The organism is Streptomyces scabiei 87.22 (assembly GCF_000091305.1).
In the GTDB taxonomy this organism is placed as follows: Bacteria; Actinomycetota; Actinomycetes; order Streptomycetales; family Streptomycetaceae; genus Streptomyces; species Streptomyces scabiei.
On the sequence record NC_013929.1, the window covers coordinates 8270701 to 8297504 of the forward strand.

At 70.5% G+C, this 26804-nt stretch carries 24 protein-coding genes; 21 read left to right on the forward strand and 3 right to left on the reverse strand.

Annotated features, from left to right (window positions below):
• Positions 1 to 317 precede the first annotated feature (317 nt).
• Positions 318 to 2516, reverse strand: a complete 2199-nt coding sequence (locus SCAB_RS35825) for an elongation factor G-like protein EF-G2 (RefSeq protein ID WP_013004997.1) — start codon at positions 2514 to 2516, stop codon at positions 318 to 320.
• Positions 2517 to 2760: 244 nt separating this feature from the next.
• On the opposite strand from SCAB_RS35825, the gene pgsA reads away from it, so the two are divergent.
• The 16 genes from pgsA to SCAB_RS35905 all read left to right on the forward strand — a co-directional run bounded on the left by pgsA (position 2761) and on the right by SCAB_RS35905 (position 19116).
• Positions 2761 to 3513, forward strand: a complete 753-nt coding sequence (gene pgsA / locus SCAB_RS35830) for a phosphatidylinositol phosphate synthase (protein WP_013004998.1) — start codon at positions 2761 to 2763, stop codon at positions 3511 to 3513.
• Positions 3510 to 4472 (forward strand): phosphatidylinositol mannoside acyltransferase, encoded by a 963-nt coding sequence (locus SCAB_RS35835; protein WP_013004999.1) that lies wholly within the window; start codon positions 3510 to 3512, stop codon positions 4470 to 4472. The genes pgsA and SCAB_RS35835 overlap by 4 nt, the downstream gene beginning before the upstream one ends.
• On the forward strand, positions 4469 to 5629 hold the full coding sequence (locus SCAB_RS35840; protein ID WP_013005000.1) for a glycosyltransferase family 4 protein: 1161 nt from the start codon (positions 4469 to 4471) through the stop codon (positions 5627 to 5629). Before SCAB_RS35835 ends, SCAB_RS35840 begins: the two co-directional genes overlap by 4 nt.
• 73 nt (positions 5630 to 5702) lie before the next feature.
• Entirely contained in the window at positions 5703 to 6248 is a 546-nt protein-coding gene (locus SCAB_RS35845; protein ID WP_037725772.1) for a LemA family protein, read from the forward strand.
• A gap of 338 nt (positions 6249 to 6586) precedes the next feature.
• The gene (gene pdxS / locus SCAB_RS35850; RefSeq protein WP_037725669.1) at positions 6587 to 7501 is read left to right on the forward strand and encodes a pyridoxal 5'-phosphate synthase lyase subunit PdxS; all 915 of its coding nucleotides are present in this window, start codon (positions 6587 to 6589) and stop codon (positions 7499 to 7501) included.
• 6 nt (positions 7502 to 7507) lie between these two features.
• Positions 7508 to 8116: a pyridoxal 5'-phosphate synthase glutaminase subunit PdxT gene (gene pdxT, locus SCAB_RS35855; RefSeq protein ID WP_013005003.1), complete on the forward strand. Its 609-nt coding sequence runs from the start codon at positions 7508 to 7510 to the stop codon at positions 8114 to 8116.
• A 49-nt stretch (positions 8117 to 8165) separates the two neighbouring features.
• A complete protein-coding gene (locus tag SCAB_RS35860; protein WP_013005004.1) occupies positions 8166 to 8918 on the forward strand; it encodes a YebC/PmpR family DNA-binding transcriptional regulator in 753 nt (250 codons plus the stop codon).
• 115 nt (positions 8919 to 9033) lie between these two features.
• Positions 9034 to 9564, forward strand: coding sequence for a crossover junction endodeoxyribonuclease RuvC (ruvC, locus tag SCAB_RS35865; RefSeq protein WP_013005005.1), 531 nt, complete (start codon positions 9034 to 9036; stop codon positions 9562 to 9564).
• On the forward strand, positions 9561 to 10166 hold the full coding sequence (gene ruvA, locus SCAB_RS35870; protein WP_013005006.1) for a Holliday junction branch migration protein RuvA: 606 nt from the start codon (positions 9561 to 9563) through the stop codon (positions 10164 to 10166). The genes ruvC and ruvA overlap by 4 nt, the downstream gene beginning before the upstream one ends.
• 79 nt (positions 10167 to 10245) lie before the next feature.
• Positions 10246 to 11316, forward strand: a complete 1071-nt coding sequence (gene ruvB / locus SCAB_RS35875) for a Holliday junction branch migration DNA helicase RuvB (protein WP_013005007.1) — start codon at positions 10246 to 10248, stop codon at positions 11314 to 11316.
• Between the two features lie 174 nt (positions 11317 to 11490).
• Positions 11491 to 12030 (forward strand): preprotein translocase subunit YajC, encoded by a 540-nt coding sequence (yajC, locus tag SCAB_RS35880; RefSeq protein WP_013005008.1) that lies wholly within the window; start codon positions 11491 to 11493, stop codon positions 12028 to 12030.
• A 131-nt stretch (positions 12031 to 12161) separates the two neighbouring features.
• A complete protein-coding gene (gene secD / locus SCAB_RS35885; protein WP_013005009.1) occupies positions 12162 to 13937 on the forward strand; it encodes a protein translocase subunit SecD in 1776 nt (591 codons plus the stop codon).
• 1 nt (position 13938) lies between these two features.
• Entirely contained in the window at positions 13939 to 15045 is a 1107-nt protein-coding gene (gene secF / locus SCAB_RS35890) for a protein translocase subunit SecF (protein ID WP_013005010.1), read from the forward strand.
• Complete coding sequence (locus SCAB_RS35895; RefSeq protein ID WP_013005011.1) at positions 15042 to 15581, forward strand: adenine phosphoribosyltransferase; 540 nt, start codon at positions 15042 to 15044, stop codon at positions 15579 to 15581. Before secF ends, SCAB_RS35895 begins: the two co-directional genes overlap by 4 nt.
• A 327-nt stretch (positions 15582 to 15908) precedes the next feature.
• Positions 15909 to 16331: a hypothetical protein gene (locus SCAB_RS35900; RefSeq protein WP_037725677.1), complete on the forward strand. Its 423-nt coding sequence runs from the start codon at positions 15909 to 15911 to the stop codon at positions 16329 to 16331.
• A 241-nt stretch (positions 16332 to 16572) separates the two neighbouring features.
• On the forward strand, positions 16573 to 19116 hold the full coding sequence (locus SCAB_RS35905; protein ID WP_013005013.1) for a RelA/SpoT family protein: 2544 nt from the start codon (positions 16573 to 16575) through the stop codon (positions 19114 to 19116).
• 83 nt (positions 19117 to 19199) lie between these two features.
• On the opposite strand, the gene SCAB_RS35910 is transcribed toward SCAB_RS35905, so the two are convergent.
• Positions 19200 to 20429 carry a DUF349 domain-containing protein gene (locus tag SCAB_RS35910; protein WP_013005014.1) on the reverse strand — a complete coding sequence of 410 codons (1230 nt, stop codon included), beginning with the start codon at positions 20427 to 20429 and terminating at the stop codon, positions 19200 to 19202.
• 135 nt (positions 20430 to 20564) lie between these two features.
• Positions 20565 to 21407, reverse strand: a complete 843-nt coding sequence (locus tag SCAB_RS35915) for a peptidylprolyl isomerase (RefSeq protein WP_013005015.1) — start codon at positions 21405 to 21407, stop codon at positions 20565 to 20567.
• A 170-nt stretch (positions 21408 to 21577) separates the two neighbouring features.
• On the opposite strand from SCAB_RS35915, the gene SCAB_RS35920 reads away from it, so the two are divergent.
• The 5 genes from SCAB_RS35920 (at position 21578) to rpsD (ending at position 26697) form a co-directional block, all read left to right on the forward strand.
• Positions 21578 to 22294: an MBL fold metallo-hydrolase gene (locus SCAB_RS35920; RefSeq protein WP_013005016.1), complete on the forward strand. Its 717-nt coding sequence runs from the start codon at positions 21578 to 21580 to the stop codon at positions 22292 to 22294.
• A 13-nt stretch (positions 22295 to 22307) separates the two neighbouring features.
• A complete protein-coding gene (gene hisS / locus SCAB_RS35925) occupies positions 22308 to 23570 on the forward strand; it encodes a histidine--tRNA ligase (protein ID WP_013005017.1) in 1263 nt (420 codons plus the stop codon).
• Between the two features lie 146 nt (positions 23571 to 23716).
• Positions 23717 to 24355 (forward strand): vitamin K epoxide reductase family protein, encoded by a 639-nt coding sequence (locus SCAB_RS35930; RefSeq protein WP_231885168.1) that lies wholly within the window; start codon positions 23717 to 23719, stop codon positions 24353 to 24355.
• 68 nt (positions 24356 to 24423) lie between these two features.
• Positions 24424 to 25779: a replication-associated recombination protein A gene (locus SCAB_RS35935; protein WP_013005019.1), complete on the forward strand. Its 1356-nt coding sequence runs from the start codon at positions 24424 to 24426 to the stop codon at positions 25777 to 25779.
• Between the two features lie 303 nt (positions 25780 to 26082).
• Positions 26083 to 26697 (forward strand): 30S ribosomal protein S4, encoded by a 615-nt coding sequence (rpsD, locus tag SCAB_RS35940; protein ID WP_005485453.1) that lies wholly within the window; start codon positions 26083 to 26085, stop codon positions 26695 to 26697.
• Positions 26698 to 26804: the final 107 nt, after the last annotated feature.

The window sequence follows — 26804 nt, forward strand, 5'->3', positions numbered from 1 at the left end:
CTGCGGCTCTTCCCGACTTCCGTGCTCCGCACACCTGTTGATCAGGTCATCGCCCGATCCGAGCCCGATCGAGCCATACTTGTCGATCAGGTGATCAGCGTATCCGCAGCGACGGACACCGCGCGGTGCGAGAACGGACATTCACGGAACCCGCCGACCGTGGACCGGTGTTCTCCCGTCATCGCCCGGCGGCGGCCCCACGACCGTCCCGCCGACGGCGGCCGGAAGAACGGCCGGAAACCGTTCGCCGGCACACCGCCGGATTCATGCCCGGATCAAACCCCGGGGACCGGGACCTTCGACGCGGCCCCGGCCCGTCAGTGCTCCTTGATCTGTTCGCGCACCTTCTCGGCCACGTGGGAGGGCATCGGCTCGTGCCGCGTGTACCGGCGGCCGAAGCGCGCGGTGCCGTGGGAGAGGGAGCGCAGATCGACGGCGTACCGGTCGATCTCGATCTCCGGTACCTCGGCCCGGACCAGGGTGCGCCCGCCGCCCGCCTGCTCGGTCCCGACGACGCGGCCGCGCCGCCCCGACAGATCGCTCATCACGGGGCCCACGTACGAGTCGCCGACCAGCACCGACACCTCGGCCACCGGCTCCAGGAGATGGATCCTCGCGTCCGTCGCGGCCTCGCGCAGCGCCAGCGCGCCCGCCGTCTGGAACGCGGCGTCCGAGGAGTCCACCGAGTGGGCCTTGCCGTCCCGCAGCGTGATCCGTACGTCGATGAGCGGATAGCCGGCCACGACGCCCTTGGCGGCCTGGGCCCGCACCCCCTTCTCGACGGACGGGATGAACTGCCTCGGCACGGCTCCGCCGACGACCTTGTCGACGAACTCGATGCCGGAGCCACCGGGCAGCGGCTCCACCTCGATCTCGCAGATCGCGTACTGCCCGTGGCCGCCGGACTGCTTCACGTGCCGGCCGCGCCCGGCCGACCTGTCGGCGAACGTCTCGCGCAGGGAGACCCGGTGCGGTACGACGTCGACCTGGACGCCGTACCGGCCGCGCAGCCGTTCCAGGGCCACGTCCGCGTGCGCCTCGCCCAGGCACCACAGGACGACCTGGTGGGTGTCCTGGTTCTGTTCGAGCCGCATGGTCGGGTCCTCGGCGACCAGCCGGGCCAGCCCCTGGGAGAGCTTGTCCTCGTCCGCCTTGCTGTGTGCCTGGATGGCGAGGGGGAGCAGGGGGTCGGGCATCTCCCACGGCTCCATGAGCAGCGGGTCGTCCTTGGCCGACAGGGTGTCCCCGGTCTCCGCGCGGCTCAGCTTCGCGACACAGGCCAGATCGCCCGCGATGCAGTGCGTGAGCGTCCGCTGCTGCTTGCCGAAGGGCGTGGACAGGGCGCCGATCCGCTCGTCGACGTCATGGTCCTCGTGCCCCCGGTCGGCGAGCCCGTGCCCGGACACGTGCACCGTCGCGTCGGGCCGCAGGGTGCCGGAGAAGACCCGTACCAGCGAGATACGGCCCACGTAGGGGTCGCTGGCGGTCTTCACGACCTCGGCGACCAGCGGGCCGTCGGGGTCGCAGGCCGCCTTGATCTCCCGGGGCGCGCCCTCGGGAGTGGTGACGGCGGGCGTCTCGCGCTCCAGGGGGGTGGGGAAGCCGCCGGTGACCAGTTCGAGCAGCTCGACCGTGCCGAGGCCCTGTCGCGCGCCGTCGGCGGCGGGGGCGGCGGCCAGCACGGGATGGAAGACTCCGCGGGCGACGGCCCGTTCCAGGTCGTCGACGAGGGTCGTGACGTCGATCTCCTCACCGCCGAGATAGCGGTCCATGAGGGTCTCGTCCTCGCTCTCCGCGATGATCCCCTCGATGAGCCGGTTGCGGGCCTCCTCGATGGCCGGCAGCTGCTCGGGGCCCGGCTCGGCCTCCTTGCGCTCACCGGAGGAGTAGTCGAACAGCTTCCGCGACAGCAGACCGGTCAGCCCGGTCACGGGCGCGTGCCCGTCCGGTCCCTGGGGGCCGTGCAGCGGCAGATAGAGCGGCAGCACGGCGTCGGGGTCGTCCCCGCCGAACGTCTCCGCGCAGATACGGGTCATCTCCTCGAAGTCCGCCCGCGCGGCCTCCAGGTGGGTCACCACGATCGCCCGGGGCATGCCGACCGCCGCGCACTCCTCCCACACCATGCGGGTCGAGCCGTCCACGCCGTCGGAGGCCGAGACGACGAAAAGGGCCGCGTCCGCCGCTCGCAGACCGGCCCTGAGTTCCCCGACGAAGTCGGCGTATCCGGGGGTGTCCAACAGATTGATCTTGTACTCGCCCCATTCGACGGGGACGAGCGAGAGCTGCACCGAGCGTTGCTGCCGGTGTTCGATCTCGTCGTAGTCGGAGACGGTGCCGCCGTCCTCCACACGGCCCGCCCGGTTCACCGCCCCCGCCGTCAGCGCGAGAGCCTCCACCAGAGTCGTCTTGCCCGAACCGGAGTGGCCGACCAGCACCACATTCCGTACGGACGCGGGGTGGTCGGCCGCCGTAGCCCTGCCGGCGGCTCCGGGATGTGCGTTCGCCTTGTCGCCCATGGTCTGCCTCCCGTGCACGGTGAGGTCACTGTGGGCGCGGACACGCGGATCCTCCCCGGACCTTCGTCGGCGGGGGACCCCAGCGGTGTCGACTCCGGTGACGCCCGCGGTGTCTTTCGAGCTTTCCACTCGCGTCACCGCGCGTCCATACGGGGGACGGGATCGCTCCCCACGGCCCCGGGACACGGCGGGCCGGTGCCCGACGGTCAGCCACGCGCGCGCGTGGCTACGATGGGCCAGCCGGATGGCCAGCAGGGGCCACGCGGCGACACCGACCCTCGGGAAGGCCATGCTGAACAAGTACGCGCGTGCATTCTTCACGCGTGTCCTCACACCGTTCGCCGCGTTTCTGATCCGCAGGGGTGTCAGCCCCGACACGGTCACCCTCATCGGCACCGCCGGAGTGATCGCGGGCGCGTTGGTCTTCTACCCCCGGGGCGAGTTCTTCTGGGGCACGATCGTCATCACGCTCTTCGTCTTCTCGGACCTCGTCGACGGCAACATGGCCCGTCAGATGGGCCGCTCCAGCCGCTGGGGCGCGTTCCTCGACTCCACGCTCGACCGGGTCGCCGACGGCGCGATCTTCGGTGGGTTCGCCCTCTGGTACGCGGGCAAGGGCGACGACCTCGCGCTGTGCGCCGTCTCGATCTTCTGCCTGGCGAGCGGCCAGGTCGTGTCGTACACCAAGGCGCGCGGTGAGTCGATCGGGCTGCCGGTGGCGGTCAACGGACTGGTGGAGCGTGCCGAGCGCCTGGTGATCTCGCTGGTCGCGGCCGGTCTCTCCGGTCTGCACGCGTTCGGTGTGCCGGGCATCGAGGTCCTGCTGCCCGTCGCCCTGTGGATCGTCGCCGTCGGCAGTCTCGTCACCCTGATCCAGCGCGTCGTCACCGTCCGTCGCGAGTCGGCCGAGGCGGAGGCCGCGGCCGAGGCCGAGGCGGTCGCCGCGCCCGCGCAGGAGTCGCCGGACGCCGCCCGCAACAGCGAGGCGACCCCGTGAGCGCTCTGCGGGAGCGGGCGGCCGACGGGCTGTACGGCCTCGGCTGGGCCACCGTCAAGAAGCTCCCGGAACCCGTCGCCGTACGCCTCGGCCGGACGATCGCCGACGCCACCTGGAAGCGGCGCGGCCCTCTCGTGCGCCGGCTGGAGGCCAACTACGCGCGCGTGGTGCCGGGCGCGAGCCCCGAGCGCCTCGCCGAGCTGTCCCGCGCGGGCATGCGCTCCTACCTGCGCTACTGGATGGAGTCCTTCCGGCTGCCGGCCTGGAGCGAGGAGCGCGTCCGGACCGGTTTCACGCCCAAGGACCTGCACCACCTCACCGACGGCCTCGCCTCCGGCCGGGGCGTCATACTCGCCCTGCCGCACCTCGCCAACTGGGACCTGGCCGGCGCCTGGGTCACCACCGAGCTGAAGACCCCGTTCACGACGGTCGCCGAACGCCTCAGGCCCGAGACGCTCTACGACCGCTTCGTCGCCTACCGCGAGGGCCTCGGCATGGAGGTCCTGCCGCACAGCGGCGGCTCCGCCTTCGGCACCCTCGCCCGGCGGCTGCGCGACGGCGGCCTCGTCTGCCTGGTCGCCGACCGCGACCTGTCCGCGTCCGGCGTCGAGGTCGGCTTCTTCGGCGAGCCCACCCGGATGCCCGCCGGACCGGCCCTCCTCGCCCAGCAGACCGGCGCGCTGCTGCTGCCGGTGACACTCTGGTACGACGACTCGCCGGTGATGCGGGGACAGGTGCACGCACCCATCGAGGTACCCGAGTCAGGTACCCGCGCCGAGAAGACGTCCCTCATGACACAGGCGCTGGCCGACGCCTTCGCCACCGGCATCGCCGACCACCCGGAGGACTGGCACATGCTCCAGCGCTTGTGGCTCGCGGACCTGGACCCCGCGAAGAACCCCGAGGCCGGTCCCGACGCCGGCTCCGAGGCCACGGGATCCGAGAAGGGGCGCCCGTGAGGATCGGGATCGTCTGCCCGTACTCCTGGGACGTACCCGGGGGAGTCCAGTTCCACATCCGCGACCTGGCCGACCATCTCATCGGACTCGGCCACGAGGTGTCGGTCCTCGCCCCCGCCGACGACGACACGCCGCTGCCGCCGTACGTCGTCTCGGCGGGCCGGGCGGTCCCGGTGCCCTACAACGGCTCGGTGGCCCGTCTGAACTTCGGTTTCCTGTCGGCGGCGCGCGTACGGCGCTGGCTGCACGACGGCACGTTCGACGTGATCCACATCCACGAGCCGGCCTCCCCCTCGCTCGGTCTGCTGGCCTGCTGGGCCGCGCAGGGCCCGATCGTCGCCACCTTCCACACCTCCAACCCGCGCTCCCGGGCGATGATCGCGGCGTACCCGATCCTGCAGCCCGCGCTGGAGAAGATCAGCGCGCGGATCGCCGTGAGCGAGTACGCCCGCCGCACCCTGGTCGAACACCTGGGCGGCGACGCGGTGGTCATCCCGAACGGCGTCGACGTCGACTTCTTCGCCCGCGCCAAGCCCCGGCCCGAGTGGCAGGGCGACACCCTCGGCTTCGTCGGCCGCATCGACGAACCCCGCAAGGGGCTGCCCGTCCTGATGAAGGCGCTCCCGCGGATCTTCGCCGAGCGCCCGAAGACCCGGCTGCTGGTCGCCGGGCGCGGGGACGAGGAGGAGGCGGTGGAGACGCTGCCGAAGGAGCTGCGCTCCCGCGTCGAGTTCCTCGGCATGGTCAGCGACGAGGACAAGGCCCGCTTCCTGCGCAGCGTCGACCTCTACGTCGCCCCCAACACCGGGGGCGAGAGCTTCGGCATCATCCTCGTCGAGGCCATGTCCGCGGGCGCCCCCGTCCTCGCCTCCGACCTCGACGCCTTCGCCCAGGTCCTCGACCAGGGCAACGCGGGCGAGCTCTTCGCCAACGAGGACGCGGACGCCCTCGCGACGGCCGCCGTACGCCTGCTCGGCGACCCGGACCGCCGCGCCGAACTCCGCGCCCGCGGCAGCGCCCACGTCCGGCGCTTCGACTGGTCCACCGTCGGGGCCGACATCCTCGGCGTCTACGAGACGGTCACGGAGGGGGCGGCCTCGGTGGCGGCGGACGAACGAGGGGGACTGCGAGCGCGGTTGGGGCTGGCCCGGGACTGAGCACGCGGCGCCCGGCGCGGGGCGCCGACGTCGTACGCGGCGGTGACGGGCGCCGGTAGTAGCCTTGCCGCCCGTGACTTCGACACTCATCTGGATCGCCGTCGTCCTCTTCGCGATCGGTCTCTATCTGAGCTGGACCGCGGGACGACTCGACCGACTGCACGCGCGCATCGACGCCGCCCGCGCCGCGCTCGACGCGCAGCTGCTGCGCCGTGCGTCGGTCGCCCAGGAGCTGGCCACCTCCGGGGTGCTGGACCCGGCCGCCTCGATCGTCCTCTACGAGGCGGCGCACGCGGCCCGGCAGGCCGAGGAGGAGCAGCGCGAGGTCGCCGAGAGCGAGCTGAGCCAGGCGCTGCGGGCCGTGTTCGCGGACGCGCAGCAGGTGGAGGTGGTGCGGGAGGCGCCGGGCGGGGAGGACGCCGCGAACGAACTGGCCCAGGCCGTGCGCCGGGTGCCGATGGCGCGGCGCTTCCACAACGACGCGGTGCGGGCGGCACGGGCGCTGCGCAGGCATCGCAAGGTGCGGTGGTTCCGGCTCGCCGGTCATGCCCCGTTCCCGCTCGCCTTCGAGATGGACGACGAGCCGCCGGCGGCGCTGGCGGACCGGGCGACCTCGTGAGGTCTTCGGACGCCTGAGGGTGGCGGGGTGCGAGGTTCGTCGGCGGGTGCGGCTCCGGTGGGGCTTCTCGCGCAGTTCCCCGCGCCCCTGAAAGCCCAGGCCCCTGCGGGCCTGAAAGCCAACGGCCCTGCGGGCCTGGAAAGCGCGGGGCGCAGCCCCGGCTTTTCAGGGGCGCGGGGAACTGCGCGAGCACCCCCCACGCACCCGCACCCGACGACGCACCCCCACAAAACGATCCACCGCCTCCCCATTGGCCCTTGCAGTGGCCTGTTCCCCTCGCGTTTCCTCGGGGATTGCAGAAACCCTTCCCCGAGCTTCCCCCGAGCGAGGTCAAACCCGTGTCCAGCACGCTCTCCAACTCCGCCCAGACCCCCGAGACCGGCACCGCCCGCGTGAAGCGCGGCATGGCCGAGCAGCTCAAGGGTGGTGTGATCATGGACGTCGTCACCCCCGAGCAGGCCAAGATCGCCGAGGACGCGGGCGCCGTCGCCGTCATGGCCCTGGAGCGGGTCCCTGCCGACATCCGCAAGGACGGCGGCGTGGCCCGGATGTCCGACCCCGACATGATCGAGGGCATCATCGAGGCCGTCTCCATCCCGGTCATGGCCAAGTCCCGCATCGGCCACTTCGTCGAGGCCCAGGTCCTGCAGTCCCTCGGCGTGGACTACATCGACGAGTCCGAGGTCCTCACCCCGGCCGACGAGGTCAACCACAGCGACAAGTTCGCGTTCACGACCCCGTTCGTGTGCGGCGCCACCAACCTGGGCGAGGCCCTGCGCCGCATCGCCGAGGGCGCCGCGATGATCCGTTCCAAGGGCGAGGCCGGCACCGGCAACGTCGTCGAGGCCGTCCGCCACCTGCGCCAGATCAAGAACGAGATCGCCCGCCTGCGCGGCTACGACAACAACGAGCTGTACGCCGCCGCCAAGGAGCTGCGCGCCCCGTACGAGCTGGTCAAGGAGGTCGCCGAGCTGGGCAAGCTGCCGGTGGTCCTCTTCTCCGCCGGTGGCGTGGCGACCCCCGCCGACGCCGCGCTGATGCGCCAGCTCGGCGCCGAGGGCGTCTTCGTCGGCTCCGGCATCTTCAAGTCCGGCGACCCGGCCAAGCGCGCCGCCGCCATCGTGAAGGCCACCACCTTCTACGACGACCCGAAGATCATCGCCGACGCCTCCCGCAACCTGGGCGAGGCCATGGTCGGCATCAACTGCGACACCCTCCCCGAGGCCGAGCGCTACGCGAACCGGGGCTGGTAAGCACCCATGAGCGACACCCCCGTCATAGGCGTCCTGGCTCTCCAGGGCGACGTACGGGAGCACCTCGTCGCCCTGGCCGCGGCCGACGCCGTGGCCAGGCCGGTGCGGCGCCCCGAGGAACTCGCCGAGGTGGACGGCCTCGTCGTCCCCGGCGGCGAGTCCACCACCATCTCCAAACTGGCCGTGCTGTTCGGCGTGATGGAGCCGCTCCGCGCGCGCGTGCGCGACGGCATGCCCGTCTACGGCACCTGCGCCGGACTGATCATGCTCGCCGACAAGATCCTCGACCCGCGCTCGGGCCAGGAGACCATCGGCGGCATCGACATGATCGTGCGCCGCAACGCCTTCGGCCGTCAGAACGAGTCCTTCGAGGCGGCGGTCGACGTCGAGGGCGTGGACGGCGCCCCCGTGGAGGGCGTCTTCATCCGCGCCCCCTGGGTCGAGTCCGTGGGCGCCCGGACGGAGGTGCTGGCCGAGCACGAGGGCCACATCGTCGCCGTGCGCCAGGGCAACGCCCTCGCCACGTCCTTCCACCCGGAGCTGACCGGCGACCACCGGCTGCACGCGCTGTTCGTCGAGATGGTGCGCGCGAACAAGGCCGCGGAGTCCTTGTAGGATCTCTGGGGTTCGTTGCAGAGATGGGTTACGCGAAGGAGACAGGCAGATGTCCGGCCACTCTAAATGGGCTACGACGAAGCACAAGAAGGCCGTGATCGACGCCAAGCGCGGCAAGCTCTTCGCGAAGCTGATCAAGAACATCGAGGTCGCGGCCCGGATGGGCGGCGTCGACATCGAGGGCAACCCGACTCTGTACGACGCCATCCAGAAGGCGAAGAAGCAGTCGGTCCCGAACAAGAACATCGACTCCGCGGTCAAGCGCGGCGGCGGCCTCGAGGCCGGCGGCGCCGACTACGAGACGATCATGTACGAGGGCTACGGTCCGAACGGTGTCGCCGTGCTCATCGAGTGCCTCACCGACAACCGCAACCGCGCCGCCTCCGACGTCCGCGTCGCCATGACCCGCAACGGCGGCTCGATGGCCGACCCGGGTTCCGTCTCGTACCTCTTCAACCGCAAGGGCGTCGTCATCGTCCCCAAGGGCGAGCTGTCCGAGGACGACGTCCTGGAGGTCGTGCTCGACGCGGGCGCCGAGGAGGTCAACGACCTGGGCGAGGCCTTCGAGGTGCTCAGCGAGGCCACCGACATGGTCGCGGTCCGCACCTCCCTCCAGGAGGCGGGCATCGACTACGACTCCGCCGAGGCCAACTTCGTCCCGACCATGCAGGTCGAGCTGGACGAGGAGGGCGCCCGGAAGATCTTCAAGCTGATCGACGCCCTGGAGGACAGCGACGACGTCCAGAACGTCTTCGCCAACTTCGACGTCAGCGACGACGTGATGGCCAAGGTCGACGCGTAACGCTCCGCGGACACGGCAGCTCCGGCGGGCCGGTGGGACACACCCACCGGCCCGCCGCCGTTGTCGGTGGCAGCAGATAGCCTGCACGAACAGGCGAGGGAGTGGGAGGGGGCGCGTGCGCGTACTAGGGGTGGACCCCGGACTCACGCGGTGCGGCGTGGGCGTCGTCGAGGGAGTCGCCGGACGGCCGCTCACCATGCTCGGTGTCGGGGTCGTACGGACGCCCCCCGACGCCGAGTTGGGCCGGCGCCTCGTCGCGATCGAGCAGGGTATCGAGCAGTGGCTCGACGAGCACCGCCCCGAATGCGTCGCCGTGGAACGGGTGTTCAGCCAGCACAACGTCCGGACGGTCATGGGCACCGCCCAGGCCAGCGCCGTCGCCATGCTGTGCGCCGCCCGCCGCGGCATCCCCGTCGCCCTGCACACCCCCAGCGAGGTCAAGGCCGCCGTCACCGGCAGCGGCCGGGCCGACAAGGCCCAGGTCGGCGCCATGGTCACCCGCCTCCTCCGGCTCGACGCACCCCCGAAACCGGCGGACGCCGCCGACGCCCTCGCCCTCGCCATCTGCCACATCTGGCGGGCCCCCGCGCAGAACCGCCTCCAGCAGGCCGTCGCCCTGCACGCCTCGAAAGGCCGTACGCCATGATCGCCTTCGTCTCCGGCCCGGTCGCCGCCCTCGCCCCCGACTCCGCGGTGGTCGAGGTGGGCGGGATCGGCATCGCGGTCCAGTGCACGCCCAACACTCTCTCCGGGCTGCGCAGGGGACAGCAGGCCAAGCTGGCCACGTCCCTGGTGGTCCGTGAGGACTCGCTCACCCTCTACGGCTTCGTGGACGACGACGAGCGCCAGGTCTTCGAACTGCTGCAGACCGCGAGCGGGGTCGGACCCCGCTTGGCCCAGGCGATGCTGGCGGTGCACACCCCGGACGCGCTCCGCCGGGCGGTGGCCACTGCTGACGAGAAGGCACTGATCGCCGTTCCCGGCATCGGCAAGAGGGGCGCCCAGAAGCTGCTGCTGGAACTGAAGGACCGCCTCGGTGAGCCCGTGGGCGCTCCCGCGGTCGGCACCCCGGTCACCCAGGGGTGGCGCGACCAGCTGCACGCCGCCCTGATCGGCCTCGGCTACGCCACCCGCGAGGCCGACGAGGCCGTGGCGGCCGTGGCCCCCCAGGCGGAGGCCGCCCCGGGCACGCCCCAGGTCGGGCAGCTGCTGAAGGCCGCCCTCCAGACCCTCAACAGAACGCGCTGAACACCGCCGTCCGGGCCCGCCGGCCCGCGCACCGCAGCTCCGACCGTCCGACCGCGACGACGACCACGAGGCACACGCAATGAACTGGGACGACACGACCGACGACACCGCCGCCGAGAGGCTGGTGGGCTCCGTCGCCGACCGTGAGGACCAGGCCGTCGAGGCCGCCCTGCGCCCGAAGGACCTGGGGGAGTTCATCGGCCAGGAGAAGGTCCGTGAACAGCTCGACCTGGTCCTGCGGGCCGCACGCGCGCGAGGTGCCACCGCCGACCACGTGCTGCTCTCCGGCGCCCCCGGCCTCGGCAAGACCACCCTCTCGATGATCATCGCGGCCGAGATGGGCGCCCCCATCCGGATCACCTCCGGCCCCGCCATCCAGCACGCCGGCGACCTCGCCGCGATCCTCTCCTCCCTCCAGGAGGGCGAGGTCCTCTTCCTCGACGAGATCCACCGCATGTCCCGGCCCGCCGAGGAGATGCTCTACATGGCGATGGAGGACTTCCGTGTCGACGTGATCGTCGGCAAGGGCCCCGGCGCCACCGCCATCCCCCTCGAACTGCCGCCCTTCACCCTGGTCGGCGCCACCACACGCGCGGGACTGTTGCCCCCGCCGCTGCGCGACCGCTTCGGCTTCACCGCGCACATGGAGTTCTACGAGCCCGCCGAGCTGGAGCGGGTGATCCATCGCTCGGCGAACCTCCTCGACGTCGAGATCGACACGGACGGCGCCGCCGAGATCGCGGGCCGCTCCCGCGGCACCCCCCGTATCGCCAACCGCCTGCTGCGCCGCGTACGGGACTACGCGCAGGTCAAGGCCGACGGCTTCATCACCCGCGACATCGCCGGGGCCGCCCTCGCCGTCTACGAGGTGGACGCCCGGGGCCTCGACCGCCTGGACCGGGGCGTCCTCGAAGCCCTGCTCAAGCTCTTCGGCGGCGGACCGGTCGGTCTCTCCACGCTCGCGGTCGCGGTGGGGGAGGAGCGTGAGACCGTGGAGGAGGTGGCCGAGCCCTTCCTCGTCCGGGAGGGACTGCTCGCCCGGACCCCCCGCGGCCGGGTCGCGACCCCCGCCGCCTGGGCCCACCTCGGACTCACCCCGCCACGCGGTACGACCGGGGGAAACGGACAACAGGACCTGTTCGGGGCGTGACCCTCTCGTGACGGCGCGGTACTCGCCCGGCATGGAACCCCGGTGACATGCTGTGCGTTGTTCCATCACGGTGGACTCGCTTAGACTCCGCCGATGCCGCCCTTGACGGCAGCGCACACACCCCCAACCATCAGGCCGCTCGCCATCGCGGTCGTGTGAAGGAAGTTCCGACCCGTGAGTCTCGTGACCCTCCTCCCGTTCATCGTGCTCATCGGGGCCATGATCCTGATGACCCGATCGGCCAAGAAGAAGCAGCAGCAGGCCGCCGACATGCGGAACCAGATGCAGCCCGGTTCCGGCGTCCGCACGATCGGGGGTATGTACGCGACGGTCAAGGAGGTCAGCGAGGACACGGTCCTCCTCGACGCCGGGCCGGGCGTCGAGCTGCTGTTCGCCAAGAACTCCATCGGTGCCGTCCTCACCGACGAGGAGTACAACCGCATCGTCCACGGCATCGAGCACGACCTGAAGTCCGACGTCGTCCCGGACGACGCCTCCTCCCTCACCGAGACCGACGAGCCCTCCGACGACGCTTCCGCCGCTTCCGACGACAAGCCCATCGACCTCGGCAAGAAGGACGCGTCCGACGACGCGGCCGACGACACCGCCGAGGCGAAGGCCGACGAGGTCAAGGCCGACGAGGTCGAGGCCGACGACGCCAAGTCCGTCGAAGCAGAGCCGAAGAAGACCGACGGCGAGTCCGACGCGAAGTAGTCACGTCCCGGGAGCGCGAGCGACAACCGCCCGCGCCCCGGGTACGTGCCGTTTTCGCCCGGACTCCCGACACCAGTCATGGCCGCCGCCGCGCTGACCCCGCACGGCGGCCCGAGAGGGAGTACGAGAAGGTGGCAGCACCGAAGAAGGGCCGGAGCGCGAGCGCCCAGGGCAAGCCTGGGCGCGCGCTGGCCCTCATCCTGATCGCCCTAGTGGCGCTCACCGGGGGAATGTTCGCCTCCGGACACACCACTCCGCGTCTCGGCATCGACCTCGCCGGTGGTACGAGCATCACGCTCGAGGCGAGGAGCGGCCAGGAATCGGCGATCAACAAGACCAACATGGACACCGCGGTCGAGATCATGAACCGCCGTGTCAACGGTCTGGGTGTCTCCGAGGCCGAGGTCCAGACCCAGGGCGATCGCAACATCATCGTCAACATTCCCAAGGGCACGAACTCCAAGGAGGCCCGGGACCAGGTCGGCACCACCGCGAAGCTCTACTTCCGTCCCCTGCTGCGGACCGACAGCGGCACGCCGACACCGAGCCCCACGCCGAGCAAGTCCTCCAGCGGCAGCGCCTCGCCCAGCTCCTCCGGTGACAAGGCAGCCGATGAGCCGGACAAGGCGACCTCGCCCGGGTCCTCCTCCCCGACGGCCACCGCCACCTCGCAGGGCCGCGCGGTGACCGACGCGCTGAAGGCCGACCCCACGCCGTCCTCCAGCGCCTCCGGCTCGGCCAAGGCATCGGAGTCCGCCAAGGCCACCGGCGGTGCCTCGCCGAGCCCGACCCCCGACAAGGCCACGCAGGCCCTGATCGACCGGTACAACGCCCTCGACTGCTCCGACCCGAAGCAGCGCGCCGGGCTCGGCAAGGGCAAGACGACCGACACGATCATCGCGTGCGGTCAGGACAACGGCGCCTGGAGCAAGTTCGTCCTCGGCCCGGTCGGCGTCGACGGCACGGACGTCACCAAGGCGCAGGCGGTCCTCGACACCCAGAACGGCGGCGGCTGGAAGGTCGTCATGGACTTCAACGACGCCGGCGGCAAGAAGTTCACCGAGGTCACGAAGGCGCTGGCGGCCCAGACCTCGCCGATGAACCAGTTCGCGATCGTCCTCGACGACGACGTCGTCTCGCATCCCCAGGTGACCAGCGCGATCACCGGCGGCAAGGCCGAGATCTCCGGCAGCTTCACCCAGCAGGAGGCCGAGAGCCTCTCCAACATGCTGTCGTACGGCGCCCTCCCGCTCACCTTCAAGACGGCGAGCGTCACCACCGTCAGCCCCGCGCTCGGCGGTGAACAGCTGCACGCCGGCCTGATCGCCGGCGCGATCGGTCTGGCCCTGGTCATGATCTACCTGATCGTGTACTACCGCGGCCTGTCCCTCATCGCCATCGCCTCCCTGCTGATCTCGGCGGCACTGACGTACGTGCTCATGGCACTGCTCGGCCCGGCCATCGGCTTCGCGCTGAACCTGCCCGCGGTCTGTGGCGCGATCGTCGCCATCGGTATCACCGCGGACTCGTTCATCGTGTACTTCGAACGCGTGCGGGACGAGATCCGCGAGGGCCGCACGCTGCGCCCCGCCGTGGAGCGGGCCTGGCCGCGTGCCCGGCGCACCATCCTGGTCTCCGACTTCGTGTCGTTCCTCTCCGCCGCGGTGCTCTTCGTGGTCACCGTCGGCAAGGTGCAGGGCTTCGCGTTCACGCTCGGCCTGACCACGGTGCTCGACGTCGTGGTGGTCTTCTTCTTCACCAAGCCGCTGCTGACACTGCTGGCCCGTACGAAGTTCTTCGGTGGCGGCCACAAGTGGTCCGGCCTCGATCCGCAGCGCCTGGGCGCCCGGCCCCCGCTGCGCCGTACCCGCCGTCCCGCCGTCCCCGCCGACCCGAAGGAGGCCTGAGATGTCGAAGCTCGGCGACCTCGGAGCCCGTCTCCACCGCGGCGAGGTCGGCTACGACTTCGTCGGCCACCGCAAGATCTGGTACGGCGTATCCATCCTGATCACCATCGCGGCCATCGCCGGCCTGGGGATCCGCGGTCTGTCGATGGGTATCGAGTTCCAGGGCGGTGCCGTCTTCACCACACCGAAGACGAGCATCTCGGTCGCCCAGGCCGAGAAGTACGCGGAATCGGCGTCCGGCCACGACGCGATCGTCCAGAAGCTCGGCACCGGCAGCGAGGGCAGCCTCCGCATCCAGATCTCGGGCATCGAGACGGCCCAGGCCGACAAGGTCTCCGCGCAGCTGGCCGACGACATGAACATGAAGCCGGAGGACGTCGCCGGTGAACTGGTCGGCCCCAGCTGGGGTGACCAGATCGCAAGCAAGGCCTGGCAGGGCCTCGTCATCTTCCTGGTCCTCGTGGTGATCTATCTGGCGATCGCGTTCGAGTGGCGGATGGCCATCGCCGCGTTCGTCGCCCTGATCCACGACATCACGATCACGATCGGCATCTACGCCCTCGTCGGCTTCGAGGTGACGCCGGGCACGGTGATCGGTCTGCTCACGATCCTCGGTTACTCGCTCTACGACACGGTCGTCGTCTTCGACAGCCTCAAGGAGCAGACCAAGGACATCACCAAGCAGACCCGCTGGACGTACGCCGAGATCGCCAACCGTTCGATCAACAGCACCCTGGTGCGGTCGATCAACACCACGGTGGTCGCGCTGCTGCCGGTCGCCGGTCTGCTGTTCATCGGTGGCGGTGTCCTCGGCGCGGGCATGCTCAACGACATCTCGCTGTCGCTGTTCGTCGGCCTCGCGGCCGGTGCGTACTCGTCGATCTTCATCGCCACGCCGCTCGTCGCCGACCTCAAGGAGCGCGAGCCGCAGCTGAAGGCCCTCAAGAAGCGCGTCCTCGCCAAGCGGGCCCAGGCCGGGCAGGACGGCCCGGAGCCGGCGGCCGACGGACCGTACGACGACGAGCAGGCGGAGGCCACTCCCGCGGTGGTCGGCCCGCGCGCCCAGTCCGGGGGCCGCAGCCGCGGCCGGGGCGGCAAGCGGCGATGACCGACATCAAGGAGCTGCTGCTCAGCCGCATCCGTGACGTCGCCGACCACCCCGAGCCGGGGGTGATGTTCAAGGACATCACCCCGCTGCTCGCCGACCCTGCGGCGTTCACCGCGCTGACGGACGCGCTGGCGGAGCTGACCCTCCGGCACGGCGCCACGAAGATCGTCGGCCTGGAGGCCCGGGGCTTCATCCTGGGCGCCCCGGCCGCCGTCCGCGCGGGCGTCGGCTTCATCCCCGTACGCAAGGCCGGCAAGCTCCCCGGGGCCACGCTCAGCCAGGCGTACGACCTGGAGTACGGCTCGGCCGAGATCGAGGTGCACGCCGAGGACCTGATCGAGGGCGACCGCGTGATGGTCATCGACGACGTCCTCGCGACCGGCGGCACGGCCGAGGCGTCCCTGCAGCTCATCCGGCGGGCGGGCGCCGAGGTCGCGGGCGTGGCGGTGCTGATGGAGCTGGGCTTCCTGGGCGGCCGCGCACGGCTGGAGCACGCTCTGGCCGGCGCCCCGCTGGAGTCGCTGATCCAGGTCTGAACGCGGACCGGGTCCGGGAGTACGTCCACGGTGCCTCCGAGGCGCGCCGGCAACGGCGTGTCACGGAGGCACCGTTCGCCGTTCCGCTCCATGCTCCGCCACGACGCGGGCACGGGCGCACGGTGGCGGCCGGCGGAGATCGTTCCCGTTCGGGAATCATGATTGACATGTGCGGATCATTGCGGTGGGATGATCACGCGCCACACCGACCACATGACCATGGTCCCGGCGCAGGGGGAACAGCCGGCCATACACAGTGCGTCTCACCGAGGCGTGCCTCCGTGCTCCCCCGACGGACCCGTGCCACGGAACACAGGGGGAAATTTCATGCGCCTGCGCACTCTGCCGATCATCACCGCCATCGCCGCCGCCACCTTCCTCGGCGCGGCGGCCAGCCCCGCCCAGGCGGGCACGGGCCTTCTTCTCGCGGTGAAGATCAACGACTTCAAGGACTGGGGCAACTTCAACCAGGACCCGGTGGACCACCCCGGCGAGTTCGGGGACGTCCCCGGCGATGCCATCCGGGCCTGTGACGCCAAGGAGGACGGGTGGGGCGTGACGGTCTGGCTGGATGTCAACCGCAACGGAACCTGGGACCGTACCTCCACGACCTCCGGCCACCCCGCGGGCTACTGCAGTGACTGGAAGACCGGCAACCTCACGGAGAACACCCCGGTGACGCTCAAGGCCTGCAACACGAAGGCCGGCCACACGCCGAAGAACTGCAAGGAGGACGACACCGTCGCCTGACCGGCGCGGTGTCCGAAGGGTGACACGACCGCCGACGCCGGGTCCCGCGGACCCGGCCGGCACCCGTGACCACCCCGGCATCCCACAGAGGCGGGCCCCCTGGAATTCAGGGGCCCGCCTCTGGTGTTTCTCCAGTACACAGCCCTCCCGGTGGCCTGAAGGCGATCCCGGGACGCGGGATCGCTACCATGGGTGCTCCGGAGCCTGACCGGGGGACCCGGATCGCGCACGAGGAGCCCTCTTGGCAGACGAGGCCCAGCACCTGACCGCCGCCAAGCCCGAGTCCGCCTCGGGCCCCGCGGCCGAGCCCGCGCCGGACGCGACCGAGCCCGCGACCCCCGCGACGGCGAAGTCCGCGCAGAGCCCGGTCGAGCACGCCCAGTCCGCGCCCGCCGACAAGGCCGCCGGCCCCTCGCGCCCCAAGCCGGACCCGGCCGAGAGCCCGGCGCCCGCGCCCCGCCCCGCGGCCACGGGCCAGCCCGCGCGCTCCGGCTCCTCCAACCGCGTACGCGCGCGCCTCGCCCGCCTCGGCGTGCAGCGCTCCAACCCGTACAACCCGGTCCTGGAGCCACTGCTGCGGATCGTGCGCGGCAACGACGCGAAGATCGAGACGTCGACGCTCCGCCAGATCGAGAAGGCCTACCAGGTCGCCGAGCGCTGGCACCGCGGCCAGAAGCGCAAGAGCGGCGACCCGTACATCACCCACCCGCTCGCCGTCACCACCATCCTCGCCGAGCTGGGCATGGATCCGGCCACCCTGATGGCCGGGCTGCTGCACGACACGGTCGAGGACACCGAGTACGGCCTCGACCAGCTCCGCCGCGACTTCGGCGACTCGGTCGCACTGCTCGTCGACGGCGTCACCAAGCTGGACAAGGTCAAGTTCGGCGAGGCCGCGCAGGCGGAGACCGTGCGCAAGATGGTCGTCGCCATGGCCAAGGACCCGCGCGTCCTGGTCATCAAGCTCGCCGACCGCCTGCACAACATGCGCACCATGCGCTACCTCAAGCGCGAGAAGCAGGAGAAGAAGGCGCGCGAGACCCTGGAGATCTACGCGCCCCTCGCCCACCGCCTGGGCATGAACACCATCAAGTGGGAACTGGAGGACCTCGCCTTCGCGATCCTCTACCCCAAGATGTACGACGAGATCGTCCGGCTGGTGGCCGAGCGGGCACCGAAGCGCGACGAATACCTCGCCATAGTGACCGACGAGGTCCAGCAGGACCTGCGGGCCGCCCGCATCAAGGCGACCGTCACCGGCCGCCCCAAGCACTACTACAGCGTCTACCAGAAGATGATCGTCCGCGGTCGCGACTTCGCGGAGATCTACGACCTGGTCGGCATCCGCGTCCTGGTGGACACGGTCCGCGACTGCTACGCGGCCCTGGGCACCGTCCACGCCCGCTGGAACCCGGTTCCGGGGCGGTTCAAGGACTACATCGCGATGCCCAAGTTCAACATGTACCAGTCGCTGCACACGACGGTCATCGGACCCAACGGCAAGCCCGTCGAACTCCAGATCCGTACGTTCGACATGCACCGCCGTGCCGAGTACGGCATCGCCGCGCACTGGAAGTACAAGCAGGAGGCCGTCGCCGGCGCCTCCAAGGTGCGGTCGGACCAGCCGAGGACCACCGGCAAGGACGACCACCTCAACGACATGGCCTGGCTGCGCCAGCTGCTGGACTGGCAGAAGGAGACCGAGGACCCCGGCGAGTTCCTGGAGTCCCTGCGCTTCGACCTGTCCCGCAACGAGGTCTTCGTCTTCACGCCCAAGGGCGACGTGATAGCGCTGCCGGCCGGCGCGACACCCGTGGACTTCTCCTACGCGGTGCACACCGAGGTCGGCCACCGCACCATAGGGGCCCGCGTCAACGGACGGCTCGTCCCGCTGGAGTCGACCCTGGACAACGGCGACCTCGTGGAGGTCTTCACCTCCAAGGCCGCCGGCGCCGGACCGTCCCGGGACTGGCTGAACTTCGTCAAGTCCCCGAGGGCCCGCAACAAGATCCGGGCCTGGTTCTCCAAGGAGCGGCGCGACGAGGCCATCGAGCAGGGCAAGGACGCCATCGTCCGCGCGATGCGCAAGCAGAACCTGCCGATCCAGCGCATCCTCACCGGCGACTCGCTCGTCACCCTCGCCCACGAGATGCGCTACCCCGACATCTCCGCGCTCTACGCGGCCATCGGCGAGGGTCATGTCTCCGCGCAGAGCGTCGTGCAGAAGCTCGTCCAGGCGCTCGGCGGCGAGGAGGCGGCCACCGAGGAGATCGACGAGTCCGTACCGCCCACCCGGGGCCGCAGCCGCAAACGCCGCGGCAGCAACGACCCCGGTGTCGTGGTCAAGGGCGTCGACGACGTCTGGGTCAAGCTCGCCCGCTGCTGCACCCCCGTCCCCGGCGACCCCATCATCGGCTTCGTCACCCGCGGCAGCGGCGTCTCGGTCCACCGCAACGACTGTGTCAACGTCGAGTCGCTCTCCCGCGAGCCGGAGCGGATCCTGGAGGTCGAGTGGGCGCCCACCCAGTCCTCGGTCTTCCTGGTGGCCATACAGGTCGAGGCCCTGGACCGCAGCCGGCTGCTGTCGGACGTCACCCGCGTCCTGTCCGACCAGCACGTCAACATCCTGTCGGCCGCCGTGCAGACCTCCCGCGACCGCGTCGCCACCTCCCGGTTCACCTTCGAGATGGGCGACCCGAAGCACCTGGGCCACGTCCTGAAGGCCGTACGCGGCGTCGAGGGCGTCTACGACGTGTACCGGGTGACCTCGGCGCGGCGGCCGTAGGCACGGCACCGCACCGCACATGTGAGAGGGGCTCCCGTACGGACCGTACGGGAGCCCCTCTCACATGCCTGCCGTCGGAGGCGTCAGCCGCCGAACTCCTGCAGACCCTTCAGCGCCTGGTCCAGCAGGGCCTGACGGCCGTCCAGCTCACGCTGGAGCTTGTCTGCCTTGGCGTTGTTGCCCTGGGCGCGGGCCGCCTCGATCTGGCCGCGCAGCTTGTCCACGGCGGCCTGCAGCTGGCCCGTGAGACCGGCGGCACGGGCGCGGGCCTCCGGGTTGGTCCGGCGCCACTCCGCCTCCTCGGCCTCCTGGATGGCCCGCTCCACGGCGTGCATCCGGCCCTCGACCTTCGGGCGGGCGTCGCGCGGGACATGGCCGATGGCCTCCCAGCGCTCGTTGAGCGAGCGGAACGCGGCACGGGCCGACTTCAGATCCGTCACCGGAAGGATCTTCTCCGCCTCCCCGGCCAGCTCCTCCTTGAGCTTCAGGTTCTCCGACTGCTCCGCGTCCCGCTCGGCGAACACCGAGCTGCGGGCGGCGAAGAAGACGTCCTGGGCGCCGCGGAAGCGGTTCCACAGGTCGTCCTCGTGCTCGCGCTGGGCGCGGCCCGCTGCCTTCCAGTCGGCCATCAGCTCGCGGTAGCGCGCCGCCGTGGGACCCCAGTCCGTCGAGTTCGACAGGCTTTCGGCCTCCGCGACCAGCTTCTCCTTGGTCTTGCGGGCGTCCTCGCGCTGTGCGTCGAGCTGCGCGAAGTGGGCCTTGCGACGCTTGGAGAACGCCGAGCGGGCGTGCGAGAAGCGGTGCCAGAGCTCGTCGTCGGACTTGCGGTCCAGCCGGGGCAGACCCTTCCAGGTGTCCACCAGCGCCCGCAGCCGCTCACCGGCGGAGCGCCACTGGTCGGACTGGGCCAGCTCCTCCGCCTCGGCGACCAGGGCGTCCTTGGCGTGCCGGGCCTCGTCGGACTGCTTCGCCCGCTGCTGCTTGCGCTCCTCGCGGCGCGCGTCGACCGTCTCGACCAGCTTGTCCAGCCGCACCTTGAGCGCGTCCAGGTCGCCGACCGCGTGGTGCGCGTCCACCTGCTCGCGGATGTGGTCGATCGCGACCGATGCGTCCTTCGCCGACAGATCGGTGGTCTTCACCCGCTTCTCGAGGAGGCCGATTTCGACGACCAAGCCCTCGTACTTGCGCTCGAAGTAGGCCAGCGCTTCCTCGGGGGAGCCGGCCTGCCAGGAACCGACGACCTGCTCGCCGTCGGCCGTACGCACGTACACGGTCCCCGTCTCGTCGACGCGGCCCCACGGGTCGCTGCTCACAGCGCCTCCTCCACATGATGCCTGCAAGGGGCCTCAGCACCCCCGGGCATCGTCCACAGTTTCGTCACGGCCAACATAGGCGACCGGCGGGTTGCCTGTCCGCATCCCGCGCGACCGAAATTTCACCGTCGGTGGTCAGGACTTCTTGACAGTCGCCTTGTTGATCACGACGGTCGCATTGGGCGTCCCATCACCCTGGCCGGTGTTCTCACCGGCCTTGGCGATCTTCGTCAGGACCTTCATCCCGGCCTTGGAGATGGTGCCGAACGGTGTGTAGTTGGCCGGAAGCGGACTGTCCTGGAAGACCAGGAAGAACTGGCTGCCGCCGCTGTTCTTGCCCTCGCCCGTCTGCCCGTTGAACTGGTTGGCCATCGCGACCGTGCCCGCCGGGTACGTGTCGCCCTTCAGACGCGGGTCCTTGAGGTTCTCGTCCGGGATCGTGTAGCCGGGGCCGCCCATGCCGGTGCCCTGCGGGTCACCGCACTGCAGCACGTAGATGCCCTGCGTCGTCAGGCGGTGGCACTTGGTGTGGTCCAGGTAGCCCTTGTTGACCAGGAAGTCGAACGAGTTGACCGTGTGCGGGGCCTTCGCCGCGTCCATCGTTATGGGGATGGAACCGCAGGTCGTCCGCAGATCCATCGTGTACGTCGCGGTCTTGTCGATCGTGATCGCGGGTTCCTTCTTGAAGGTGAGCTTCTCCACCTTGCCCGCGGCCGGCTTCTCGCACGGATCCGGCGCCTTGCTGGGGCTCGGCGAGGGGCTCTGCGACACCTCCGCGCCCGCGTTGTCCTTCTTGTCGTCGCCCTTGAGCACGTCGGTCGTGTACAGCGCCACGCTGCCCACCAGGATCACACCGAGCACCGAGGCGATCACGGCGTTGCGGACATGGGCCTTGCGCCGCGCGGACGTACGCCGCTGCTGCTGCCGCAAGAACTTCTCCCGGGCGAGCTGACGCCGCCGCTGATCCTGGCTGACCACGGGGTTCTCTCCTCATACGTCTCGTCCGCCGACAGATCTGCCGCGCGTCCGTCGAGTCGACTGATTGCGTGTGACCCGTACCGTATATGGGTTCGCTGAGGAAACGGCAGCGCCGGTAGGCTCTGATCCACAGCAACCCACCACCCTCGTAGGCCACAAGAAGGACGATCGTGCTCATTGCCGGGTTCCCCGCCGGGGCCTGGGGGACCAACTGTTATCTGGTCGCCCCCGCCGCCGGTGAGGAGTGCGTGATCATCGACCCGGGCCACCAGGCCACCCAGGGAGTCGAGGAGACGCTGAAGAAGCATCGGCTCAAGCCCGTCGCCGTCGTCCTCACCCACGGCCACATCGACCATGTGGCCTCGGTCGTCCCGGTGTGCGGCGCGCACGACGTGCCGGCCTGGATCCACCCCGAGGACCGGTACATGATGAGCGACCCCGAGAAGGCGCTCGGCCGTTCCATCGGCATGCCGCTCATGGGCGAGCTGACCGTGGGGGAGCCCGGTGACGTCAGGGAGCTGACCGACGGCTCGAAGCTGGAGCTGGCCGGGCTGGAACTGGCCGTCTCGCACGCGCCGGGCCATACCAAGGGGTCGGTGACCTTCCGGATGCCCGAGAACACGGAGATCCCCTCGGTGTTCTTCTCCGGGGATCTGCTGTTCGCCGGCTCCGTCGGACGCACCGACCTGCCCGGCGGTGACATGGCCGAGATGCTCGACTCGCTGGCGCGTGTGTGCCTGCCGCTCGACGACTCGACCGTGGTGCTGTCCGGCCACGGCCCCCAGACGACCATCGGCCAGGAGCGCGCCACCAATCCGTATCTGCGGCAGGTGGCCGCCGGCGGCCAGGGAGCGGGTCCGACGACCCCTCCACGACGAGGAATGTGACGAGAGACCTCCCGTGAGCACCTTTCAGGCCCCCAAGGGCACGTACGACCTGATCCCGCCGGACAGCGCCACGTACCTGGCCGTCCGCGAGGCCATCGCCGCCCCGCTGCGCGACTCCGGCTACGGCTACATCGAGACGCCCGGCTTCGAGAACGTCGAGCTGTTCGCCCGCGGGGTCGGTGAGTCCACCGACATCGTGACCAAGGAGATGTACGCCTTCGAGACCAAGGGCGGCGACCGGCTCGCCCTGCGCCCCGAGGGCACCGCCTCCGTGCTGCGCGCGGCGCTGGAGGCCAACCTGCACAAGACGGGCAACCTGCCGGTCAAACTCTGGTACTCCGGCTCGTACTACCGCTACGAGCGCCCCCAGAAGGGCCGTTACCGCCACTTCTCCCAGGTGGGCGCCGAGGCGATCGGTGCCGAGGACCCGGCGCTGGACGCCGAGCTGATCATCCTGGCCGACCAGGCGTACCGCTCGCTGGGCCTGCAGAACTTCCGCATCCTGCTCAACAGCCTGGGCGACAAGGAGTGCCGTCCCGTCTACCGGGCCGCGCTCCAGGACTTCCTGCGCGGCCTCGACCTCGACGAGGACACCCTGCGCCGGGCCGACATCAACCCCCTGCGCGTCCTCGACGACAAGCGCGAGGCGGTGCAGAAGCAGCTCGGGGACGCCCCGTTGCTGCGTGACTACCTGTGCGACGCCTGCAAGGCGTACCACGAGGAGGTCCGTGAGCTGATCACCGCGGCGGGCGTCGCCTTCGAGGACGACCTCAAGCTGGTGCGCGGCCTCGACTACTACACCCGTACGACCTTCGAGTTCGTCCACGACGGTCTCGGCTCCCAGTCCGCGGTGGGCGGCGGCGGCCGCTACGACGGCCTCTCCGAGATGATCGGCGGCCCCGCCCTGCCGTCCGTCGGCTGGGCCCTCGGGGTCGACCGCACGGTCCTCGCCCTGGAGGCGGAGGGCGTCGCACTCGAACTCCCCGCCACCACCAGCGTGTACGCGGTCCCGCTCGGCGAGGAGGCCCGCCGCCTGCTCTTCGCCAAGGTCACCGAACTGCGCAAGGTGGGCATCGCCGCCGACTTCGCCTACGGCGGCAAGGGCCTCAAGGGCGCGATGAAGAACGCCAACCGCAGCGGCGCGCGCTACACGGTCGTGGCCGGGGAGCGCGACCTCGCCGAGGGTGTCGTCCAGCTCAAGGACATGGAGTCCGGTGAGCAGGTCGCCGTCGGCGTGAACGAGATCGTGGCCGAACTGGAGGCCCGGCTCGGCTGAGTCGAACCCTTGTCGCCCCTGCCTCCCTGTACGGGTGGCAGGGGCGACTTTTATGTCCAGCGAACGGTCCGGGCGCGAGGGTGTACGGCACAATGACCGTGCCCCAGCGGCCCCTTCGACGCTACGGAATCGACGGAATCGACGTGATGAGCAAGACGACAGTCAGGGACGTCTCGACCACCGACCGCGCACACACCGAGGCCCCTCGCACGGTGGGCGGCAGCCGCGCCTTCGCGATCCTGCTGCTGATCACCGGCGCGGCCGGGCTGCTCGCGTCCTGGGTCATCACGATCGACAAGTTCAAGCTGCTGGAGGACCCGAACTTCACGCCGGGCTGCAGTCTCAACCCGGTGGTCTCCTGCGGCAACATCATGAAGAGCGACCAGGCGTCCGTCTTCGGGTTCCCCAACCCGATGCTCGGGCTCGTCGCGTACGGCATCGTCATCTGTGTCGGTGTGAGCCTGCTCGCCCGGGCCACCTTCCCGCGCTGGTACTGGCTGACCTTCAACGCGGGCACCGCCTTCGGCGTCGGCTTCGTGACCTGGCTGCAGTACCAGTCGCTGTACAACATCAACTCGCTCTGCCTGTGGTGCTGCCTCGCCTGGGTCGCCACGATCCTGATGTTCTGGTACGTCACCTCCTCCAACGTCCGCAACGGCTTCCTGCCCGCCCCCGGCTGGCTGAAGGGCTTCTTCGGCGAGTTCACCTGGGTCCTGCCCGTGATGCACATCGGCATCATCGGCATGCTGATCCTGACCCGCTGGTGGGACTTCTGGACCAGCTGACGTCGGCTCCTCCGGGAGCGGCCGCCGGGCCGGCCGGACTGTCGGTGGCGTGACATAGGGTTTTGCGTGTGGAGCCCGATCTGTTCACCGCCGCCGCAGAAGAACGCCAGGAGAAGGACCCGGCCGCCAGCCCCCTGGCCGTACGGATGCGTCCGCGCACCCTCGACGAGGTCGTGGGCCAGCAGCATCTGCTGAAGCCCGGCTCGCCCCTGCGCCGACTGGTCGGCGAGTCCGGCGGCGGACCGGCCGGCCCTTCCTCGGTGATCCTCTGGGGCCCGCCCGGCACCGGCAAGACGACCCTGGCGTACGTGGTCTCCAAGGCCACCAACAAGCGTTTCGTCGAGCTCTCCGCGATCACCGCCGGGGTCAAGGAGGTCCGCGCGGTCATCGAGGGCGCGCGCCGCGCCACCGGCGGCTTCGGCAAGGAGACCGTCCTCTTCCTCGACGAGATCCACCGCTTCAGCAAGGCCCAGCAGGACTCCCTGCTCCCGGCCGTCGAGAACCGCTGGGTCACCCTGATCGCGGCGACCACGGAGAACCCGTACTTCTCGGTGATCTCCCCCCTGCTGTCCCGCTCCCTCCTCCTCACCCTCGAACCCCTCACCGACGACGACCTGCGCGGCCTGCTGCGGCGCGCGCTGACCGACGAGCGCGGCCTCAAGGGCGCCGTCACCCTCCCCGAGGACACCGAGGCGCACCTGCTGCGGATCGCGGGCGGCGACGCCCGCCGGGCACTGACCGCGCTGGAGGCCGCCGCCGGAGCCGCCCTGGACAAGGGGGAGGGCGAGATCGGTCTCCAGACCCTGGAGGAGACCGTCGACCGCGCCGCCGTGAAGTACGACCGCGACGGCGACCAGCACTACGACGTGGCCAGCGCCCTGATCAAGTCCATCCGGGGTTCGGACGTGGACGCCGCGCTGCACTACCTGGCCAGGATGATCGAGGCCGGCGAGGACCCCCGGTTCATCGCCCGCCGGCTGATGATCTCCGCCAGCGAGGACATCGGCCTGGCCGATCCGAACGCCCTGCCCATAGCCGTCGCCGCCGCCCAGGCCGTCGCCATGATCGGCTTTCCCGAGGCCGCGCTCACCCTCAGCCACGCCACCATCGCCCTCGCCCTGGCCCCGAAGTCGAACGCCGCCACGACGGCCATCGGCGCCGCCATGGAGGACGTGCGCAAAGGCCTGGCCGGTCCCGTGCCCCCGCACCTGCGGGACGGGCACTACAAGGGCGCGGCCAAACTGGGCCACGCCCAGGGATACGTGTACCCGCACGACCTCCCCGAAGGGATCGCCGCCCAGCAGTACGCGCCGGACGAGATCCAGGGGCGGGAGTACTACGCCCCGACCAGGCACGGAGCCGAGGCCCGGTACGCCGACGCGGTGGAGTGGACCAGGAAGAACCTCGGTCGGAAGCAGTCCTGAACCCCCTGTAGACTCCTCCCAGTGCTGCGTCCCGTGTCCGGCTCCGGTCGGCGCCTCAGGCGGGACATCCAGCCGGATCTTCACGATCCAGGAGCGTCGCGCACCGTCGTAGGTGTCGCGGGCCGCCCACCACCACTCGGAGTTCCGGGACCGGTCGGTGGGCCGTTCGTGTGCTGCACGTATGTGCCCAGACCAGGGGAGCGGCTACCCGACAGGTCCCGAGCGGACCCGACGGGATTCCCCGGCTGCGGATGCGACCTCCCGTAACCCTGAGGCAGCCGAATTGAAGGAAAAGGAAAAGAAGTGGCGAACCAGTCCCGCCCCAAGGTCAAGAAGTCGCGTGCCCTCGGCATCGCGCTGACCCCGAAGGCCGTCAAGTACTTCGAGGCCCGCCCCTACCCGCCGGGTGAGCACGGCCGCGGCCGCAAGCAGAACTCGGACTACAAGGTCCGTCTGCTGGAGAAGCAGCGTCTGCGCGCACAGTACGACGTGTCCGAGCGTCAGCTCGTCCGCGCCTACGAGCGTGCCTCCAAGGTCCAGGGCAAGACCGGTGAGGCCCTGATCATCGAGCTGGAGCGTCGTCTCGACGCCCTGGTCCTGCGTTCGGGCATCGCCCGCACGATCTACCAGGCCCGCCAGATGGTCGTCCACGGCCACATCGAGGTCAACGGCCACAAGGTCGACAAGCCGTCCTTCCGCGTCAAGCCGGACGACGTCGTCATGGTCCGTGAGCGCAGCCGCCAGAAGCCGCTGTTCGAGGTCGCCCGCGAGGGTGGCTTCGCCGCGGACGGTGAGACCCCCCGCTACCTGCAGGTGAACCTCAAGGCCCTGGCGTTCCGCCTGGACCGCGAGCCCAACCGCAAGGAAGTTCCGGTCATCTGCGACGAGCAGCTCGTCGTCGAGTACTACGCCCGCTGATCCCCTCCCAGGGTCTTCGACGGTCGTAGGACACACGCACCGAGCGTCAGCCCGTCGTCCCCCCGCCCTTGTGGCGGGCGGGGCGGCGGGCTCTCGCCTTCCCGTGG